At 65.7% G+C, this 17,279-nt stretch carries 14 protein-coding genes and 2 pseudogenes; 5 read left to right on the top strand and 11 right to left on the bottom strand.

The window, feature by feature from the left end:
- Positions 1–27 precede the first annotated feature (27 nt).
- The 4 genes from VJ897_RS09705 to VJ897_RS09690 all read right to left on the bottom strand — a co-directional run bounded on the left by VJ897_RS09705 (position 28) and on the right by VJ897_RS09690 (position 4,109).
- Positions 28–270 (bottom strand): DUF4170 domain-containing protein, encoded by a 243-nt coding sequence (locus tag VJ897_RS09705; protein ID WP_324055408.1) that lies wholly within the window; start codon positions 268–270, stop codon positions 28–30.
- Positions 271–314: 44 nt separating this feature from the next.
- Positions 315–1,127 carry a 3'(2'),5'-bisphosphate nucleotidase CysQ gene (locus tag VJ897_RS09700; protein ID WP_414706721.1) on the bottom strand — a complete coding sequence of 271 codons (813 nt, stop codon included), beginning with the start codon at positions 1,125–1,127 and terminating at the stop codon, positions 315–317.
- Entirely contained in the window at positions 1,114–2,460 is a 1,347-nt protein-coding gene (locus VJ897_RS09695) for a TldD/PmbA family protein (RefSeq protein WP_324055407.1), read from the bottom strand. The genes VJ897_RS09700 and VJ897_RS09695 overlap by 14 nt, the downstream gene beginning before the upstream one ends.
- A 143-nt stretch (positions 2,461–2,603) precedes the next feature.
- Positions 2,604–4,109, bottom strand: coding sequence for a DUF2125 domain-containing protein (locus VJ897_RS09690; RefSeq protein ID WP_324055406.1), 1,506 nt, complete (start codon positions 4,107–4,109; stop codon positions 2,604–2,606).
- 135 nt (positions 4,110–4,244) lie between these two features.
- Here VJ897_RS09690 and VJ897_RS09685 point away from each other — a divergent pair, with 135 nt between their 5' ends.
- From VJ897_RS09685 to VJ897_RS09670, 4 genes are all read left to right on the top strand, one after another.
- Positions 4,245–4,988: an SDR family oxidoreductase gene (locus VJ897_RS09685; RefSeq protein WP_324055405.1), complete on the top strand. Its 744-nt coding sequence runs from the start codon at positions 4,245–4,247 to the stop codon at positions 4,986–4,988.
- The gene (locus tag VJ897_RS09680) at positions 4,985–5,587 is read left to right on the top strand and encodes an enoyl-CoA hydratase/isomerase family protein (RefSeq protein WP_324055404.1); all 603 of its coding nucleotides are present in this window, start codon (positions 4,985–4,987) and stop codon (positions 5,585–5,587) included. Before VJ897_RS09685 ends, VJ897_RS09680 begins: the two co-directional genes overlap by 4 nt.
- 391 nt (positions 5,588–5,978) lie before the next feature.
- Positions 5,979–7,295 (top strand): mechanosensitive ion channel family protein, encoded by a 1,317-nt coding sequence (locus tag VJ897_RS09675; protein ID WP_414706719.1) that lies wholly within the window; start codon positions 5,979–5,981, stop codon positions 7,293–7,295.
- Positions 7,292–8,467, top strand: coding sequence for a TIGR03862 family flavoprotein (locus tag VJ897_RS09670; RefSeq protein ID WP_324055403.1), 1,176 nt, complete (start codon positions 7,292–7,294; stop codon positions 8,465–8,467). Before VJ897_RS09675 ends, VJ897_RS09670 begins: the two co-directional genes overlap by 4 nt.
- A 17-nt stretch (positions 8,468–8,484) precedes the next feature.
- Here the strand turns inward: VJ897_RS09670 and VJ897_RS09665 are convergent, their stop codons facing one another.
- From VJ897_RS09665 to VJ897_RS09650, 4 genes and pseudogenes are all read right to left on the bottom strand, one after another.
- Positions 8,485–9,969 (bottom strand): calcium-binding protein, encoded by a 1,485-nt coding sequence (locus VJ897_RS09665; protein ID WP_324055402.1) that lies wholly within the window; start codon positions 9,967–9,969, stop codon positions 8,485–8,487.
- 94 nt (positions 9,970–10,063) lie between these two features.
- Entirely contained in the window at positions 10,064–11,386 is a 1,323-nt protein-coding gene (locus VJ897_RS09660) for a UDP-glucose dehydrogenase family protein (protein WP_324055401.1), read from the bottom strand.
- An 89-nt stretch (positions 11,387–11,475) separates the two neighbouring features.
- Positions 11,476–12,555, bottom strand: a complete 1,080-nt coding sequence (locus VJ897_RS09655; RefSeq protein WP_324055400.1) for a DUF2793 domain-containing protein — start codon at positions 12,553–12,555, stop codon at positions 11,476–11,478.
- A 183-nt stretch (positions 12,556–12,738) separates the two neighbouring features.
- Positions 12,739–13,671, bottom strand: a pseudogene (locus tag VJ897_RS09650) (IS5 family transposase).
- A 309-nt stretch (positions 13,672–13,980) separates the two neighbouring features.
- Here VJ897_RS09650 and VJ897_RS09645 point away from each other — a divergent pair.
- A pseudogene (locus tag VJ897_RS09645) lies at positions 13,981–15,284 on the top strand (IS256 family transposase).
- A gap of 135 nt (positions 15,285–15,419) precedes the next feature.
- On the opposite strand, the gene holA reads toward VJ897_RS09645, so the two are convergent.
- The 3 genes from holA to VJ897_RS09630 all read right to left on the bottom strand — a co-directional run.
- On the bottom strand, positions 15,420–16,442 hold the full coding sequence (gene holA / locus VJ897_RS09640; protein ID WP_324055399.1) for a DNA polymerase III subunit delta: 1,023 nt from the start codon (positions 16,440–16,442) through the stop codon (positions 15,420–15,422).
- Positions 16,439–16,936: a hypothetical protein gene (locus tag VJ897_RS09635; protein ID WP_324055398.1), complete on the bottom strand. Its 498-nt coding sequence runs from the start codon at positions 16,934–16,936 to the stop codon at positions 16,439–16,441. Before VJ897_RS09635 ends, holA begins: the two co-directional genes overlap by 4 nt.
- The coding region (locus VJ897_RS09630; protein ID WP_324055397.1) for a class I tRNA ligase family protein at positions 16,923–17,279 on the bottom strand (357 nt) is incomplete at its 5' end. The genes VJ897_RS09630 and VJ897_RS09635, both read right to left, overlap by 14 nt.

Genomic DNA, 17,279 nt, shown 5'->3' with positions numbered 1-17,279 from the left:
CCTAGAAGCGTCTGGCCGGGGCGCGGCTCAGCCCAGTTCCTCGGTCGGCGAGGCTTCTGTGTCCTCTTCGCGGAGGCGATGAAGGTGGGCGATGAAATAGCGCATGTGTGCGTTGTCCACGGTGCGCTGGGCCTCGGCCTTCCAGGCGTCAAAGGCCTGTTCATAGTCGGGGTAGATCCCCACAAGGTGAATGTCATCGACGTTCTTGAAGGTGTTCTTGGTCGGATCGACGAGTTCGCCGCCGAATACCAGGTGAAGGCGCTGTGCCATGTCCCTGCTCCTGCATTTTCTGCGCTGCTACAAAGCCTAGGCGCTCAGCCGGGCAGGGTAAAGTGACCGGGCCGGGAAAGGTCGCGGCGCAGCTCGCCCATCAGCGTGCCGTGCAGTGTGCCGCCAGCCACCATGCCCGCGATCTGGCGTTGGGGCGTGTTGAAAAGCGGGACGTCCCCGTTGCCGTCGGTGGCACGGCCGCCCGCCTCGGTCACGATGAGGCTGCCCGCGGCCACGTCCCATTCCCAGGTCGGGCGTAGGGTCAGCATTGCGTCGAAGCGCCCTTCGGCCACGAGACATAGCCGATAGGCCAGCGATGTCCGAAAGCTTCGCCGGAAGCCGGGCACTGGTCCGCGCCAGAAGCCGGGCGCCAAGTTGGACTTTGTTGTCAGGACCTCGGCCTGGGTCGCGTCAGTCGTGCCGGTAACCTCGACCGGCGCGCCGTTCAGCGTTGCGCCGCCGCCACGGGCCGCGCTGTATGTCTGCCCGCGCGCGGGCAGATGGACGACAGCCGCGGAAACGGCCCCTCTCTCGGCCACGGCCAACGACAGCGCCCAGTCCTTGCTGTGGTCGATGAAGGCCCGGGTGCCGTCGATGGGGTCGACGATGAACACGTGATCGGCGCCCAGGCGGTCGGCGTCATCCTCGGTTTCCTCCGACAGCCAGCCGTTGCCTGGCCGCGCGGTCAGCAGTTTGTCACGCAGGTAGCGGTCAACGGCGAGGTCGGCCTCGGTGACGGGGCCAGCGGCCTCGTCCTTTTCCCAGACCTGTGGATCGGCCTTGAAGTGGCGCATGGCGATTTCGCCAGCCTCGTGCGCAGCCTGTTCCAGAAGGGTGAGATCGTTAATCACCGGCAAGGGTCAACCCCTCGACTAGCAATGAAGGCACGACGCGGCTCAGGTGTGGTTGGGCGTCATTGGCCGGTACCATCCGGCGCAGCATCTCGCGAAGGTTGCCCGCGATCGTGCATTCGTTCACCGGGTAGGCGATTTCGCCGTCCTCGACCCAGAAGCCCGAGGCGCCGCGGGAATAGTCGCCGGTGTTTGGGTTGATGGTCGAGCCGATCATCGAGGTCACGAGAAGCCCCGTACCCATGTCGGACAGCAATTCGGCGCGGCTGCGCACGCCTTGGGTCAGTGCCAGGTGAGTGACCCCGGGCGAGGGCGGGGCCGAGACGCCCCTCATGGCGTTGCCGGTGCTGTCCATGTTCAGCTTGCGCGCGGTGGCCAGGTCCAGGGTCCAGCCGGTCAAACGGCCGTCGTTCACGATGGTCCGGCGGTTTGTCGGCAGGCCCTCGGCATCGAACAGCCGCGAGCCCTGCACGCGGGCGCGGTGCGGGTCCTCGACCAGCGACAGCCCGGAGGGCAAAATCTGCTGGCCGATGCCGTCGAGAAGCCAGGATGACCCGCGCGCGATGGCGCTGCCGTTGATCGCCTGCACAAGATGGCCGATCAGGCTGCCGGCGATGCGTTCGTCGAAAACCACCGGGTAACTGCCCGTCGCCGGTCTGCGCGCGCCGTGCCGGGAGACGGCACGTTCGGCTGCGCGCCGACCGATTTCGGCCGGGTCGCGCATGTCGGACAGATGGGTACGGCTGTCGTAGTCGTAATCGCGTTCCATCCCGGTCCCGGTACCGCTGATTGCCACGCAGGAAATGGAGATACCCGTTCCGTCGTAGCCGGCCGAGAAACCGGTGCTGGTGGCCAGGTGGACCCGCCTGTTGCCATGAGTGGCGCTGGCAGACTGCACCTGCGTCACGCCCTCGACCGCCAACGCCGCGGCCTCGGCCTCCTCGGCCCAGCCTTGCAACATCGCCGGGTCCGGTTCGGGCGCAGTGTCCACCAGGTCGAGCGAATTTGCGTCAAGATCGGTGGCCAGCTGATCCTTTGCAGCCAGCCCGGCATGGGGGTCCTCCGGCGCGATCCGGGCCATGGCGATGGCGCGTTCGGCCATTTCCGCGATCGTGGCATCCTTTGTGTCGGACGCCGAGACATTGGCCTGCCGATGGCCCAGGAAGACCCGCAGGCCCATGTCGGTGCTTTCCGCGCGCTCTGCCTGTTCAAGCGCCCCGGAGCGAACGTCTATCGAGGACGAGGCGCCGCTGACCACGATGGCATCGGCGCTGTCGGCCCCGGCGGCCTTGGCCGCGCGCAGCAGGGTCTCGGTAAGCTCGGAGGGGGGGCGTGACATGGTCATCCTCGGGGTTTCCCTTCGGTTTGCAGAGAGGTAGCCCGCCCGGCACCGCACCGCAAGTACGACCCCGCGGCGGGGCGCATCCGTGCAACGGGGCGCCCGGCATAACGGACGCCCCGCAATGTTGTCGTCCGTTGGAGTTACCGGATGCGCTGACCGTTGGCCAGGATATGACCCTGCTCGTTGATCTCGATGGTCGAGGTGAGTTCGTCATCGCCCACGGGCGTGGCGAACATGCCCAACATCATGCGCGGGGCCGCGGCCTGTTGCTGCGGGATCAGGCCCATCTGGATCAGATTGTCGATCAGTCCGTTCACCCCGACCAGCCTGAAATCGGCCTGGCCTTCGGGACGGGGTATGCCCGGGATCGTCTGAAGGTCGCTGTTGTCGAAGGTGAAGCCGCCGTCGCCCGTGACCTCGGCCCCCGCCACGCGCAGGATCAACTCATTGAGGTCCACCTCGTGAAGTTCGGCGGGCATGTCGGACATGGCGGCCTGCCGGGCCTGCTCCGGGTCCATGAAGTCGAACAGCGGCGTGGCCTGCCCGGTCAGGTTCAGGGCCAAGGTGGCGGGATCGCGTGGCAGCGCCTCGCCGGGGTCGAAGATGTTCCACAGCCCATTGCCGACCGTCAGATCCCGCAGCTCCATGCCCAGTTCGAAGTCCTGCGGTTCGAGCGATTGGCTGAGCGGGACATCGAGGGTGAAGCCGAATGTCGACAGCGCCGCCTCGACAGGGAAGGGCAATTCGTTGGGAACAGACACGTTGATGTCCAGCCCTTGTGTCTGCGACCGGTAGGTCATGCCGTCGTAACCGGCGGCAACTGTCAGCCCTGTGCTGTCGGTTGCGACGTTGCCGGACATGGACTCGCCTTCCTCGTCGATCTCGAACTCGTAGGTGGACGTTCCGATGGAATAGCCGCCCTCGAAAGCGAAGCCCTCGGCGAACATGGTCTCGGGGGCGTCCGTGTCCATCGCCTCTGGCATGGCGATCTCGGCATTCAGCCCGAGATTGGCCATCTGCGCAGCCACCAGGATCACGCCCGGGCCGCCACGCTCGCGCAGGTCCACGTCGATCTCGGCGCTGCCAACGTCGAGGGTGTAGTCCATCACTGTCAGGTCGTCGCCGGTCGCAACCGTATAGTCGCCCCTCACGTCGTTCATGGCGATCATACCGGCATTCAGGATGCCCTCTTCCTCGAATTCCGGCCCGAGGCTGTCAAGGGTGATCGCGTAGCGGTCGGCGCTGAGGTCATAGGCCAGGGCCCCGGGCGTGCCGGAGGCGATGATCTCCAGTCCCTCGTTGCTGATGGTGACCTGAACGGGGTTGCCATCGACCTCGAGCGTCATGGGATAGCTTTCGGGCATCCCGACCCGGACGGTCCCGTCACCCAGTTCGGTGAAGGTCAGCGGGCCCATCTCGGCCTCGACGTTCATCTCCTCGTCGGAAATTTCCATTGTCAGCGAGTCGACGGTAAGCGTATCGCCGGACATGGTTTCGGAGCCGATGCTGACGCCTTCGCCGTAGGCGTCAATCTGGGTCTTCCAATTGTCCCAGACTTGCTGGGCGGTGACATCGGCGCTTGCGGCGGAGCCGCACAGGAGGGCGGCCCCAAGACCGCCCATGCGCAGGACAAACGGTTTCGTCATATCGTGGGTGCTCCTATCAAAAATCTATGCGCGAGCTTTCCAAGCCCTGTCGCCGGGGTCAAGGTGGAGATATCATTCGCTCGCGCAGGGCATCGAACAGATGGGGAATCAATGGCTCAGGCAGGTGACAGGGCAATGAATGAGAGGGTGGTGCTGATCACCGGGGCCAGTCGAGGGATCGGGGCCGAGGCGGCGCGCGCCTTTGCAGCGGCCGGAGCGCGGGTCGCGCTGCTGGCCCGAACCGAGGAGCGTATCGCGGAACTGGCCGGTGAGATTGGCGCGGCGGCGGTCGCCATTCCCTGCGATGTCAGCCGCTACTGGGAAATGCAGGCGGCGGTGGATGCGACCATTGCCGCCTTTGGCCGGATCGACGTGCTGATTGGCAATGCCGGGGTGATCGAACCGATTTCGCACCTGGCCGAGGCCGATCCCGGGGATTGGGGCAAGGTGATCGACATCAACCTGAAGGGCGTTTTCAACGGTATGCGCGCGGTGCTGCCGGGGATGCTGGAACAGGGCGGCGGCACGATCCTGACGATCTCGTCGGGGGCGGCGCATGGCCCGGTCGAGGGCTGGTCGCACTACTGCGCCTCCAAGGCGGGGGCCTATATGCTGACCCGTTCGGCGGATCTGGAATACCGTGATCGGGGCATCCGTGCGCTCGGCCTGTCGCCGGGAACCGTTGCTACGCAGATGCAGAAGGACATCAAGGCATCGGGCATCAACCCCGTCAGTCAGTTGGACTGGTCCGACCATATCCCGCCGGACTGGCCGGCCCGGGCGCTGGTCTGGATGTGCGGGGCCGAGGCCGATGCCTGGCTGGGTCAGGACGTTTCCCTGCGCGACCCGGAAGTGCGCCAAAAGGTGGGCCTGTCGTGATCAGGGTGGAAAGCGAGGGCGATGTCCTGACCCTGACGCTGAACCGTCCCGAAAAGGCCAATGCGCTGACCGAGACGATGTTGACAGAGTTGTCCGGTGCCGTGGGCGAGGCGCGCGAAAGGGTGCTTGTCCTGACCGGCGCTGGCAATATCTTCAGCGCCGGAGCCGACCTTGACGAGGTCGAGGGCGGAACGCTTGCGCATTCGCCGCAGTGGGAACGGCTGTCCTGGGCGGTGGCGGAGTTTCGCGGACTCTCCATCGCCGCGCTCAACGGCACGGTGGCCGGAGGTGCCATGGGCATGGTGCTGGCCTGTGATCTGCGGCTCTGCGTGCCTGGGGCGAAATTCTTCTACCCGGTTATGAAGCTGGGTCACTTGCCGCAGCCTACGGATCCGCGCCGCCTGTCCGCGCTCGTCGGCCCGGCCCGCGCGAAGTTGATCCTGATGGGCGGGCAGAAGATTGTCAGCGACGATGCCTTTGCCTTCGGACTCTTGGACCGGGTTTGCGATGCGCCTGTCGAAGAGGCCCGCGCCATTGCCGCCGATGTGCTGGCCGCCAGGGCCGACCACGTCACGGCGATCAAGGGAATGATCTGCTAGGGCGTTCCGGGTGGAAATCTGTCGGGCGCACCCTTTGCCCGATGCGGGCGCCGCCCGCCCTTTCTGCGGGAATTTAACCCGACCGGGCGCTCGCGTGCCCAGACGATGAAACTCGCCAGCCGGGGGTGGGCACGCAGCGCCTCGGGCGTTTGGTGCGCGCGTGCCGGATCGGGTTCTGTCAGGGTCGCGTGTTTTTTGGTGTCACATGTGTGATGCAGCAGCACCGCCGGACCGCCCTTGCCGCTTTTCAGCCGGGGCACGAGATGGTGCAGGCTTTGCGGCACCTCCGGTGGAAGGGGCCGACCGCAAAGTGCGCACATGGGCGTTTCTCTGGTCATGAAGCTAGTGTAAGAGCGACCCGGGATGCGCCAAGGGTTCAAGAGGGCAGGACATGTTCGAGTCGATCTGGAACGAATACGGCCCGATGCTCATGGACTGGGGGCAACAGGGTCGGGACTGGCTGCTCAGCCCGGCCTTCTGGTCGCAACTGGCACTGCTGGTCCTGGCCTGGCTGGCGGCGTTGGCCTTCATGCGCAAGGCTGGCCCGCAGATCGAGCGGCTGCTGACCCCGCCCGAGGCCGCCGAGACGATCTTTGCCAGGACCCGGCGCTTCATGCTGCTGTTCCTGCCGCTGGTGCTGCCGCTTCTGGCCTTCGGCCTGACGGCTGCGGGCGAACAGGTCACGCGGTCGCTTTTCGACTCGGGGGCGATAATCGCCCTTGGCAAACGTGTGTTCCTGTTCCTCGCAGTGCGGGCCTTTGCCCGCGACATGCTGCAGGACCCCTTCCTGAGGGCGCTGGGCCGATACGTCATGGTGCCGGTGGCGGCGCTCTACGTGGTGGGGCTCATCGAACCCGTCGTCGCCTGGCTGGACGCGGCCGTTGTTCCGCTGGGCAACCTGTCCTTTTCCGTTCTCAAGGCACTGCAATTCATCGTGGTGGCCGCGGTCATGTTCTGGTTCGGGCGCTGGTCCAATGACCAGTCCGCGGCCCTGATCCAGAAACAGCAGGACATGCGCCCGGCCACCCGGCAACTGGCCGTCAAGAGCGCCGAGATCGTGATCTTCGGTGTCGCCTTCCTGCTGGTGATGAACATCATGGGCATCCCGCTGACGTCGCTGGCGGTGCTGACCGGCGCGCTGGGCGTCGGGATCGGTTTTGGCCTGCAGAAGATCGCATCGAATTTCATTTCCGGGATCATCCTGCTGCTGGAGGGACAGGCCACCGTCGGAGATTTCGTGCAGCTGGACGGCGGCGAGGCCGGTACCATCGTCAAGATGACCGCGCGCGCGGCGATCCTGGAAACCTTCGACGGGCGCTGGATCGTCGTCCCGAACGAGGATTTCATCATCACCCGCGTCGTGAACTATTCCGACCAGGGCAGCGCCAACCGCTATGAGGCGCCCTTTTCCGTCAGCTATGACACGGACATCAACCTGGTCCCGGGCATCATCGAAAAGGCGGTGGGCGCGCTGGACTTTGTCCTGACCGAACCGGAAAAGCCCGATTGCGAGTTGCGCGGTTTCGGCGAGTCCGGCATCGATTTCGCCTGCGAATTCTGGGTCAACGGGATCGACGACGGGCGGCACAAATATACCTCCCGCGTGCTTTTCGCGATCTGGAACGCTCTGCAGGCCCACGATATCGAGATTCCCTTCCCGCAGCGCGTGGTCGAGATCAAGGGTGGCCTGCCACGGGCTGAAGTGTGAGCGATGCGTTGATCATCGGCGCCGGACCTGCGGGGTTGATGGCGGCAGAGGCGCTTGCATCGGCAGGCCATTCCGTGAGGGTGGCAGAGGCCATGCCATCGCCCGCGCGCAAGTTCCTGATGGCGGGAAAGACGGGCCTGAACCTGACCAAGCATGAACCTTTCGAAACCTTCCTGTCCGCCTATGGAGACCGGGCCAGGCCGCTGCGCCCGGTGCTGTCCGAGTTCGGCCCTACGCAGATCATGCACTGGGCCGAGGCGCTGGGACAGCCGCTCTTCACCGGCACTACCGGGCGGGTCTTTCCGAAGGCGATGAAGGCCTCGCCCCTGCTGCGGGCCTGGCTGCGACGGCTGGAGGAACAGGGCGTGACCCTGCACCGGCGCTGGCGCTGGACTGGCTGGGGCGAAGACGGAGCGGTGTGTTTCGATACCCCCGAGGGGCCGACGGTGCTCCACCCGCGCGCGACTGTTCTCGCCTGTGGCGGAGCGTCCTGGGCGCGACTGGGCTCGGACGGGGCCTGGGCCGGCTGGATGTCCGACACGGTGCCTTTCGAGCCCGCGAATGCCGCGCTGGCGATGTGCTGGACCGACCACATGGGACCCCACATGGGTTCGCCGCTGAAGGCGGTGGAATGGCGCGCGGGCGATCTGACCTCGCGCGGGGAGGCCACGATCAGCACCCGCGGGCTTGAGGGTGGCGGACTCTACAGCCTCAGCCCGGCGTTGCGCGCGGGCGCTGCCTTGACCGTGGATCTGGTGCCGGATCTTTCACCGCAGGCGCTGACCGCGCGTCTGCCCGCCAAGCCGCGGCTGGCGCATTGGCTCAGGAACACGCTGCGCCTGCCGCCGGCAAAGGTGGCGCTGTTTTTGGAAATGACCGGCGGCGCGGGTTTGCCGCGCTCGGACTGGGTGGCCCGTCTCAAGTCCCTGCCAGTGCGCAACGCCGGGCTACGGCCCTTGGACGAGGCGATTTCTACTGCCGGGGGGCTGAGGTTCGAGGCGCTGACGTCCGACCTGATGCTGCGCGAAAGCCCCGGTATCTTTGCCTGCGGCGAAATGCTGGATTGGGAGGCGCCAACCGGCGGTTATCTTTTGACCGCATGCATGGCTACCGGGCGCTGGGCCGGGCGGGCCGCTGCTCGTCAGCTCGACCTCCCGTTGTCCGGGGTCTGACATCCCCCCGGCGCGGGTCAGAAGCCGAAGATGAAATCGTCGGTCGTCAGCTCGGCAACCTGCAGACCGCCGTCGGACGAAACCAGCAGCGTCTCGTCGCCGAAGGTCAGTCGCACTGCGCCGCCTTGCTGGTCCAGGATCAACTGGTCGATGCCATGGAGCATGGGCAGCCCACCCAAGTCGATCCGGTCCAGTCCGTCCTCGAAATCCGTGATGCTGTCGGCCTGACCGTCGTTGACGAAGACGAAAACATCGGCCCCCGCGCCCCCCGTCAGGCTGTCCTGGCCCGCGCCGTCGATCAGCCGGTCGTCGTCGCCAGCGCCCGAAAGGGTGTCGTCGCCGCCCAGCCCGGCAATCAGATCCGGTCCACCGCCGCCCGACAGGGTCTCGCCCGCGGCGGTCCCCCCGAGGCTGTCGGGAAGGCCGTTCAGGTCTATGGAGAATTGGGTCACCCCGGTGTCACTGCCGCTGACGAGGATATGCGCCGTGCCGTCCAGAACGGTTGCCGCGATGTCCGAGACATTCATCAGGGTCGTGTTGAGTTGGTCCACGACAGTATCAAGAAGGAACAGCTGCCCGTCGGGCGCAAGCTCGAAGGCCGAGATGCCGTCATCGCCGCCACCGGCGACGACGAAGGACCGGTTGCCAATCCCGAAGGTTTCGACCGCTTGCACGTCCCCGAAACGGGTGTCGCGGGTATCGGTGTAGTGCTGCAGGATCTCGAGGGCACCCAGCGAATCCACCCCGAGCACACTGAGGCTGTGCGACCCCGCCGCGCCGACGATGAGCAGGGACTGCCCCCCTACGTCGGCCGCGGCCAGCGCCGTGGGGGCCGAAACCCAGAGCCCGTCGTCGGGACCCACCGCGTCCATCAGGCGCATCGCGCCGGTATGGCTGATCCAGTGACTGGTCACGCCCGCATCCGCGCCCGAGACGGACACCACGAAGGTACGGTCGGCGATGCTCAGGCTCTCCATGGCCGCGATGTCGCCTGTGTGGCTGTCCCCGGTGTCGGGCACGGATGTCGCCAGTTTAAGGTTCATGTGATCGCCGAGCGCGAAGACGTTGAAGCCGGGCTGGCCCCACTGGCTGTTGATGACGAAGACGGTGTCAAGGATCGTGACGGTGGCCGAGACCTGCACGTTGGTCAGCAAATCGGCATGGAAGCCGGGGTTGAATAAGCCATCGAACCGCCCCCCGCCGTCGAGTGCGTGCAGGGTGGTGTTATCGTCGGATCGCCCGGATGGCAGAAGGAAAAGTCGATCGCCCACGTCGACCTGATCGAGATCGCTGGTCCCCGCGGTGCCGCTGTTTGGACCGGCGCTTTCATGATCGACAAGGGTCAGGCCCGAGGGGGCGATGACATAGGACGCCAACCCGCCATCGGCGCCCGAACCGGTCAGAAGATGGGGCGTGCCGGAAATCCAGGCGATCTCGAGCGCGGCGATTCCAACCGTGTGCGGCCCCGCCGCGATCGTCGTCACGTGCACCAGCTCGGCCAAGCCGACCCCCCTCACCGAATGAACCCGGATCAGGGGTGGCGGAAACTATCGGGCCAGGTGGGCCATTATTGTGTCGCCACCGCGGCGGATGGCTTCAATTTGTCTCAAGCCCGGCCCGGCCGATGGACTCGTACCGTTCGAAGCCCGCGCGTTTTGCGTCCTTCACGGAATAGATATTGCGCAGGTCGGCCATACGGGGCGTGTTCATGTGCCGCGCGATCTTTTTGAGGTCGAGTCCGCGGAACTCGTTCCATTCGGTCAGGATCACCACGAGGTCGGCGTTGCGCGCGGCCTTGTAGGCATCTTCGACCCAGTTGACCCCGGGCAGCAGTGCCTCGCCCTCGTGCTGCCCCTGGGGGTCGGTGACGCGCACCTTGGCCCCGCCACCGACGAGCGCGGGCACGATCGACAGGCTGGGCGCATCGCGCATGTCGTCGGTATTGGGCTTGAAGGTCACCCCCAGCACCGCGATCAGCTTGCCGTTGAAGCTGCCGCCGCACATGTCCAGCAGCTTTTCGGTCATGCGGCGCTTGGTTTCCTCGTTCACCTTGATGACCGTCTCGGTGATCTGCATGGGCACGGCGTGGTCCTGGCCGATGCGGGCCAGTGCGCGCGTGTCCTTGGGAAAGCACGACCCGCCGAACCCGGGTCCCGCGTGCAGGAACTTGTTGCCGATGCGCCCGTCCAGGCCCATTCCTTTGCTGACCTGCTTGATATCAGCGCCGACCTTTTCGCAAAGTGCAGCCATCTCGTTGATGAAGGTGATCTTGGTCGCAAGAAAGGCGTTGGCCGCGTATTTGATCATCTCGGCGCTTTCGAGATCGGTGGTCACGATCGGGAAGTCGCGCAGGAAGAGCGGACGGTAGATTTCGCTCATGACATCGGCGGCGCGGTCGGTCTGGGTGCCGACGATCACCCGATCTGGGCGCATGAAATCGTCGATCGCGGCTCCTTCGCGCAGGAACTCGGGGTTCGAGGCCACGTCGAAATCCAGCGCCGGGTTGGTTTTGGCGACCACCTGCTTGACCTTGCGGTTCGTGCCCACGGGCACGGTCGACTTGGTGACGATGACCAGATAGCCGGTGGCTGTATGGGCGATCTGCTCGGCAACTGCCATGACATAGGTCAGGTCGGCATGGCCGTCGCCGCGGCGTGTGGGGGTTCCCACGGCGATGAAAGCGGCGTCGGCTCCGTCCAGCGCATCGGCAAGTTCGGTGGTGAAGGAAAGGCGCCCGGCCTCAGAGTTCTTTGCGATCAGCTCGTCCAGGCCGGGCTCGTAGATCGGGACCTCGCCGGCCATCAGGCGCGTGACCTTCTCCGCGTCCCGGTCCACGCAGACCACCTTGTGGCCGAAATCCGAGAAACACACCCCTGACACCAAGCCCACGTAGCCCGTGCCGACAACCGCGATCTTCATGACGCTGCTCCAAGTCCTTGCAGTGCCGGTCTTCGGTCAAAGACCCAGTCCTGTCAACGCGGTTGGCCATGGGGTGTGCCGGTGTTGCGTCACCATTGTTCGAGCAGCAACAGGCTGTTGCCCTCGGTCATGGTGACCGGCCCCGCCCCGGCCTCGCGCCGGGTCTGGAGCGTCACCACGTCGCCCGCTGCGATCTCGATGATGCGCGACAGGTGCAGCGAGGATTCGCCGTGGCCGCTCTGCCCGCTTATGTGCCCCGAGGCCGCGCCGCCCGGTAGTGCGGTCCCGTTGAGCGCGATGCGCAGGTTGAGGTTCGCGTGCGCCGCTGCGCTTGTGACATGCAGGCTGGCGGTGACCCGGACCCGTCCGGCCGTGATGCAGGCGATTCCGTCCCCTGAAACCGCGAAGCGGTCGCCGTCCAGAAGATCCGTCGCGCCCGCGACGGGCACATCCGTCAGAGCGGTGGTGTTCGGGTCCGTCGCGGTGTCGGTGTTGCGCAGTTGGGCCGTTCGGGGTGCGCCGCCCCCGGTCGGAAAGCTCACCTGTCCGCTGTCGCTGTCGACCACCATGGCCGTCTGGAAGGCGGATCCGTCCGGCGACACGCGAACATGCAAGTCGTCGTTCCCGGTCAGCCCGATCTCGGCCCGGCCGGAAAAGCTCTTCTGAAACAAGAGGCTGGCAGTATCGCCGGGCGTGGCCTTGTTGATGGCAAGGCGATGATCGTCCCCGGCATGGCTCAGCAGCGTTCCCGGCCCGGCCGTCGCCAGCGGGTTCTGTGCGGTTGCGCTGGTGGCGATGCCAAGCCGTTGCAAGGTTTCGGCGGCCGGTATCTCAACCGCCGACCAGGCACTACCGTCGAAGACGGCTTGCGCGGCTTCGTCCAAGATCCAGCACAGCCAGCCCTGCGCCGGGGCAATGAAATGCCACGCGCCACCCTGCATGACCGCGATGGCGCCGTCCTGGCCAGCCCAGTCGCCCGTGGCCCCCGCAGCCACGATATGGGTGTCGCCATCCTCGGCCTCGGCGGGCGCGGCCGTCAGCGTGCGCGACCGTGCCACGGGCCGGGCCAGGGTGTCGAGCCGGGCCAGCGCCTCATTGTGGGTGACGTGCTTTTGCGCCTGGGCGGGCTGGATCAGCGGCAGGCCGAGCGTGAGCGTGGTGTCAGACATTTGGAACCTGTTCGATGGGGGCTGCTTCGGTGCACGACCCTGCGCGGCAATCGCCACCAGCCCGTGAAGACGGCGCGCGTTGCGTTGGCCCGGTTGCTTGCACCGGCCGTAGAAGGGGTGGTCATGGGGGGCTCTGTTGCACAAATCGGGGTTTGAGCGGACTTCCCCTTTCCCCAGACGGACTTATCCTACGGGCTCTGTGACGGGTATGCCAAGGGCGGTGTAGCGGTTGAGCACCGCGATCCGGATCTGGAGCTCAGCGACCTGCCGGTCGAAGTCTCGCGCCATGAGGGCTTGGCCAAGGAGTTTGACGCAGTTCATCTTCGTCTCTGCACGGCTTCGGCGGTGGTAGCCGGTCAATTTTCTTCATAAAGCGCGACCGAGATATTTGTAGGCCCTCACGGCTTCGTTTCGCGCGATGGCGCCCGCCGTCGTTGGCTTCCAAAGCTGCGCATTATTGCGCGGAGGGATGACGGCTGCGGCTCCCCGGGCGGCAATCACATTGTGGCATCTGCGCGTGTCGTAGGCCCCATCAGCGGTGATGGTGGCGATCTCCTGCTCGGGTGGGATCTGTTCCAGCTGGTCAGGGAGCATCGGGGCATCGCCGACATTACTTGTGGTGACGCCAACCGCGCGGATCTCCAGTGTTTCCTCGTCCATACCGAGATGCAGCTTGCGCCATAGGCGCTTCTTTGGCCCGCCATGTTTGCGCGCGTTCCACTCTCCTTCACCATCGGCCTTGATCCCGGTGGCATCGATCAGCAGGTGGAGAGGTCCCGATCCGCCACGCTACGGGATGGCGACGTTCAGTGTCTTCTGACGGCGGCACAGGGTGCTGAAGTCCGGGACTCTCCAATCCAGCCCGGCCAGACGAAGGAGGCTTTCGACGAACCCGGTGGTTTGCCGGAGGGGCATGCCGAACAGTATCTTCATTGTGAGACACACCTGGATCGCGGCGTCGCTGAACTCGGGCTGACGCCCCCGCTTGCCTGTCGGCAGCGCATGCCACGACATCTCAGGATCAAACCAGATTGATAGAGAACCGCGCTGCTTCAGCGCCGTGTTGTACGAAGGCCAGTTCCTGGTCTTGTACGTCGTAGGGGACCAACTGCTCATGCTCCGTTGCTACCCTACTGGATTCAAACAGTGAATCCCTCACATTTGTGCAACAAAGCCGTCATTGGGTCTTGCATGATCCCGTAAAGATCGGGTGCACGGCGCGTCATGAGCGGGCCGCCAGCCGTCCGGGTGCTGGCCTGCCGTTACGCCATGGACGACCTGATTGGGCGGTGTCCCAACGAGTGGTGTAAGAGGCCGCGCGCGGAGCCTTTTGGCGTAGCGCAGCGCGCGGCCGGGACTGGCGGCCACCGCGCTTCTTCGTAATCTGAGGTTGTTCAAAGACCGACGACAACGAAGGAGAGCACGATGACCGAGACCATGATTGACCTTCCGAGCGTGATCGCCAAGAGCGATGACGCGGATTTCCTGCGGGAACTCATCCAGGACGCCGCGCAGCGGCTGATGGACATCGAGGTGGCCGCCGTGTGCGGCGCCGGGCATGGCGAGCGCAGCCCGGACCGCGCGAACCAGCGTAACGGGTACCGGCCGCGGCAATGGGATACCCGGGCAGGCACGATCGGGCTGAACATCCCCAAGCTGCGCAAGGGAAGCTATTTCCCCACGTTTCTGGAGCCCCGCCGGACAGCCGAGAAGGCCCTGATGGCCGTGATACAGGAAGCCTACATCCACGGGGTCTCCACGCGCGCCGTCGACGACCTGGTGCGTGCCATGGGGCTGACGGGCACCTCAAAGAGCCAGGTGTCGCGGCTGTGCGAGGAGATTGATGAGAGGGTGCAGGCGTTTCTGAACTGGCCGCTGGAGGGGTTGATCCGCATGAATTCGGTCCCCCGGACCGAATTCCCGTCCGTCCGGGGGACGGTCGGCGCGGTCAACGGCCCTTCCTCTGGCTCGACGCCACCTACGTGAAGCTGCGCGAGGGCGGGCGGATCGTCTCTAAGGCGGTGATAGTGGTCGTCGCGGTCAACACCGATGGGCGACGCGAGATCCTGGGGATCACGGTCCTGCCCTCGGAGGCCGAGACGTTCTGGGCCGAGTTTCTGCGCTCTTTGACCCGGCGCGGGTTGCGGGGCGTGCAACTGGTGATCAGCGACGCCCATGAGGGTCTGAAGGCGTTCGTCGGGCAAACGGTCCCCCAGACCGTTTACTGATCCTCCTTACCGCGCAAGGTCCTTGGCGCAGGATGGCAACGCTGCCGGGTTCACTTCCAGCGCAACCTCTTGGCCCGCGTAGGCAAGACCCACAAGCCCGTGGTCAGCGCGGTAGTGAAGACTGTCTTCGCCGAGAAGGACCACGACCAGGCCCATGCCCGCTGGCGCGAGGTCGCAGACAGCCTGCGCGAGCGGTTCCGCGATGTCGCCGAGCTGATGGATGACGCGGAGCATGACGTGCTGGCCTACATGGCCTTTGACGAGAGTCTGCGCTCAAAGCTGCACAGCACCAACCCGCTGAAGCGCGTGAACAAGGAGATCAAGCGGCGGACCAACGTGGTCGGGATCTTCCCGAACCGCGAGGCCGTCGTCCGCCTGGTCGGAGCCCTGATGCTGGAGCAGAATGACGAGTGGGCCGTCTCCCGCCGATACATGCCAGTGGAAAAGCTGACCGCCTTGTGCAACGATGACGACGCGGAGACGATGATCGCCGCACAGTGAACGAGCGACACCAGCTATGAAGAAGCAGGTGGACGCCAGCTCCTACACCACTTCCCGGGACACTTCTCCTGATTGTGACAGGTCACCGCATTTGGTGGCCGTGTCCAAGGATAGCCCGGCCTACGTAGGAAAGTGTCAGCCGCGCCCCATCATCGCCAGACGGATCAAGGCGCGCTCCATCAGGGCCTGTGCCGGGGCATGGCTGCTCGAACGCAGGCGCAGGTCGGTATCGGTCAGGTCGGACAGTACGCGTTCCAGCCGCTTTTGACCCCATTTTCCGGCCTGACGGGCCATGCGGTCGCGGCGTGGGCCGTAGACTGGCGGGCGCAGCCGCCCGATGCCCGCCGCCGGGCCGCCGGGGTCCGAGGCTGCGGCGTGCAGCGCCCGGAAATGCCGCGTCGTTCCGATGCAAAGGCCCACCGGCGCGGTGCCCTGCGCATAAAGTCGGCTGAGCACCGGGCCGATCTCGCCCACGCGCGACTCGGCCACGATATGCAGCAGGTCGTCCAACTCGGCCTCGTGGGATCGGGGCGCGCAAAGCTCCAGTTCCTCGACCGTGACGGGCGTGGTATCGCCGATCTTGTAGAGCCCCAGTTTCTGAAGGGTCTGCCGGAAATCGCCCGGGTCCAGCGCGCGTGACAGGTCTGTGATCGCGGCCATGACATCGCTGGGCACCTGGGCGAGTCCGGCCTCGGCCAGAATCCCCTCGATCTCTGCGCGGTCGGGGGGATCTTCGTAGAGGCCCACCGCATAGGCGCGTTTGTGTCCTTCGAAGAGCTTGCGCAGGGCCGAGCGTGCGTTGAGCGCCCCTGCGGTGACGACGATCTGCGCATCGCCGGGCGCCCAGTCGGCCAGCGCCGGTCCAATGGCCTTCGCGGTGCCGTCGGTGGCTTCTTCGACAAAAGCGACGCGCGGGCCCGGAAAGAAGCCCTGCGCCTTGATGGCGTCATGCAACAGGGCGGCATCCTTGCGCAGGTCCGTGCCACTGATCCGGGTCAGGCGCATTTCCGCCTCGGCCGCAGGGCCGACAAGGGCCGCGATGACCTCTTGCCGCCGTGTCGCCACGCGCATCGCGTCCGCGCCGTAGATCAGCAGGCCCGTGGCCTCTGGATCGGGCTTGCGGAAATAGGCGGCGGCGTCGCGGCTGTTCAGCTTCATGGCAGGTCTTGGGCGGCGAAGATCAGGTCCGTGACGATCAGGTCGGCAAGAGCCATGGCCAGGCGGTCGCGGGCATCGTCCTGCGCCTCTTGCGTGGCCACCGTGCTGCCGAAAGCGGAATAGGCGGCAAAGGTCCGGACTTCGCCGCTGGCGAGCGGTGTCTCGGCCGCAAGGTTCGCGGCCAAGTAGAGCGCCCAGGTCGCTCGGCCCGGCAGGTTGTAACGGTTGATGTCCTGGTCCGATGAGATGACCAGGGCGACCTCCTCGGTCTCGATCTCGACGCGCAAAAGGAAATCGCCGCGCTCCACCCGGCCGAAACGGTCCTCGAGCCGGGCGCGCAGGCGGAAGCCTTCTGGCGTGTCGGGCGCGCGGTAGGCCACGCGGCCGCGCAGGGCCGTGACCGCCGCCCCCGGGCCATGGACGGGCGTGAACCCACAGGCCGCCAGCGGCAAGCCGGCAAGAACAGTCAGCGCTTGGCGTCTAGACAACCACATTCACGATCCGGCCCGGCACAACGATTAGTTTCCTGGGCTGCCCTCCATCGAGCGCCCGTTTCACAGCGTCCTCTGCCAGCGCCCGCTTTTCAACCTCTTCCTGGGGAAGGTCCTTGGGCACTTCGATCTCGGCACGGCGCTTGCCATTGATCTGGATTGGCATGGTGACCGTGTCCTCGACCAGAAGCGTATCGTCGGCCTCGGGCCAGGGCTGTTCGGCGATCAGGCCTTGGCCCCCCAGCATCGCCCAGATCTCCTCGGAAAGGTGCGGGGTCATGGGCGACATCAGTTGTGCCAGAACCCTGGCCGCCTGCCGTTTCACTTCTGCGCCCGCCTTGGATTT

This window comes from Salibaculum sp. (assembly GCF_035270045.1).
Lineage (GTDB): Bacteria > Pseudomonadota > Alphaproteobacteria > Rhodobacterales > Rhodobacteraceae > Salibaculum.
This window is presented reverse-complemented; position numbering and strand designations above follow the sequence as displayed.

Bases quoted from the DNA above. Each gene is read 5' to 3' on its own strand.
- VJ897_RS09655 (WP_324055400.1), bottom strand. From the start codon at position 12,555: ATGTCTGACACCACGCTCACGCTCGGCCTGCCGCTGATCCAGCCCGCC.
- VJ897_RS09675 (WP_414706719.1), top strand. From the start codon at position 5,979: ATGTTCGAGTCGATCTGGAACGAATACGGCCCGATGCTCATGGACTGG.
- VJ897_RS09635 (WP_324055398.1), bottom strand. From the start codon at position 16,936: ATGTGGTTGTCTAGACGCCAAGCGCTGACTGTTCTTGCCGGCTTGCCG.
- holA (WP_324055399.1), bottom strand. From the start codon at position 16,442: ATGAAGCTGAACAGCCGCGACGCCGCCGCCTATTTCCGCAAGCCCGAT.
- VJ897_RS09660 (WP_324055401.1), bottom strand. From the start codon at position 11,386: ATGAAGATCGCGGTTGTCGGCACGGGCTACGTGGGCTTGGTGTCAGGG.
- VJ897_RS09705 (WP_324055408.1), bottom strand. From the start codon at position 270: ATGGCACAGCGCCTTCACCTGGTATTCGGCGGCGAACTCGTCGATCCG.
- VJ897_RS09685 (WP_324055405.1), top strand. From the start codon at position 4,245: ATGAATGAGAGGGTGGTGCTGATCACCGGGGCCAGTCGAGGGATCGGG.
- VJ897_RS09695 (WP_324055407.1), bottom strand. From the start codon at position 2,460: ATGTCACGCCCCCCCTCCGAGCTTACCGAGACCCTGCTGCGCGCGGCC.
- VJ897_RS09690 (WP_324055406.1), bottom strand. From the start codon at position 4,109: ATGACGAAACCGTTTGTCCTGCGCATGGGCGGTCTTGGGGCCGCCCTC.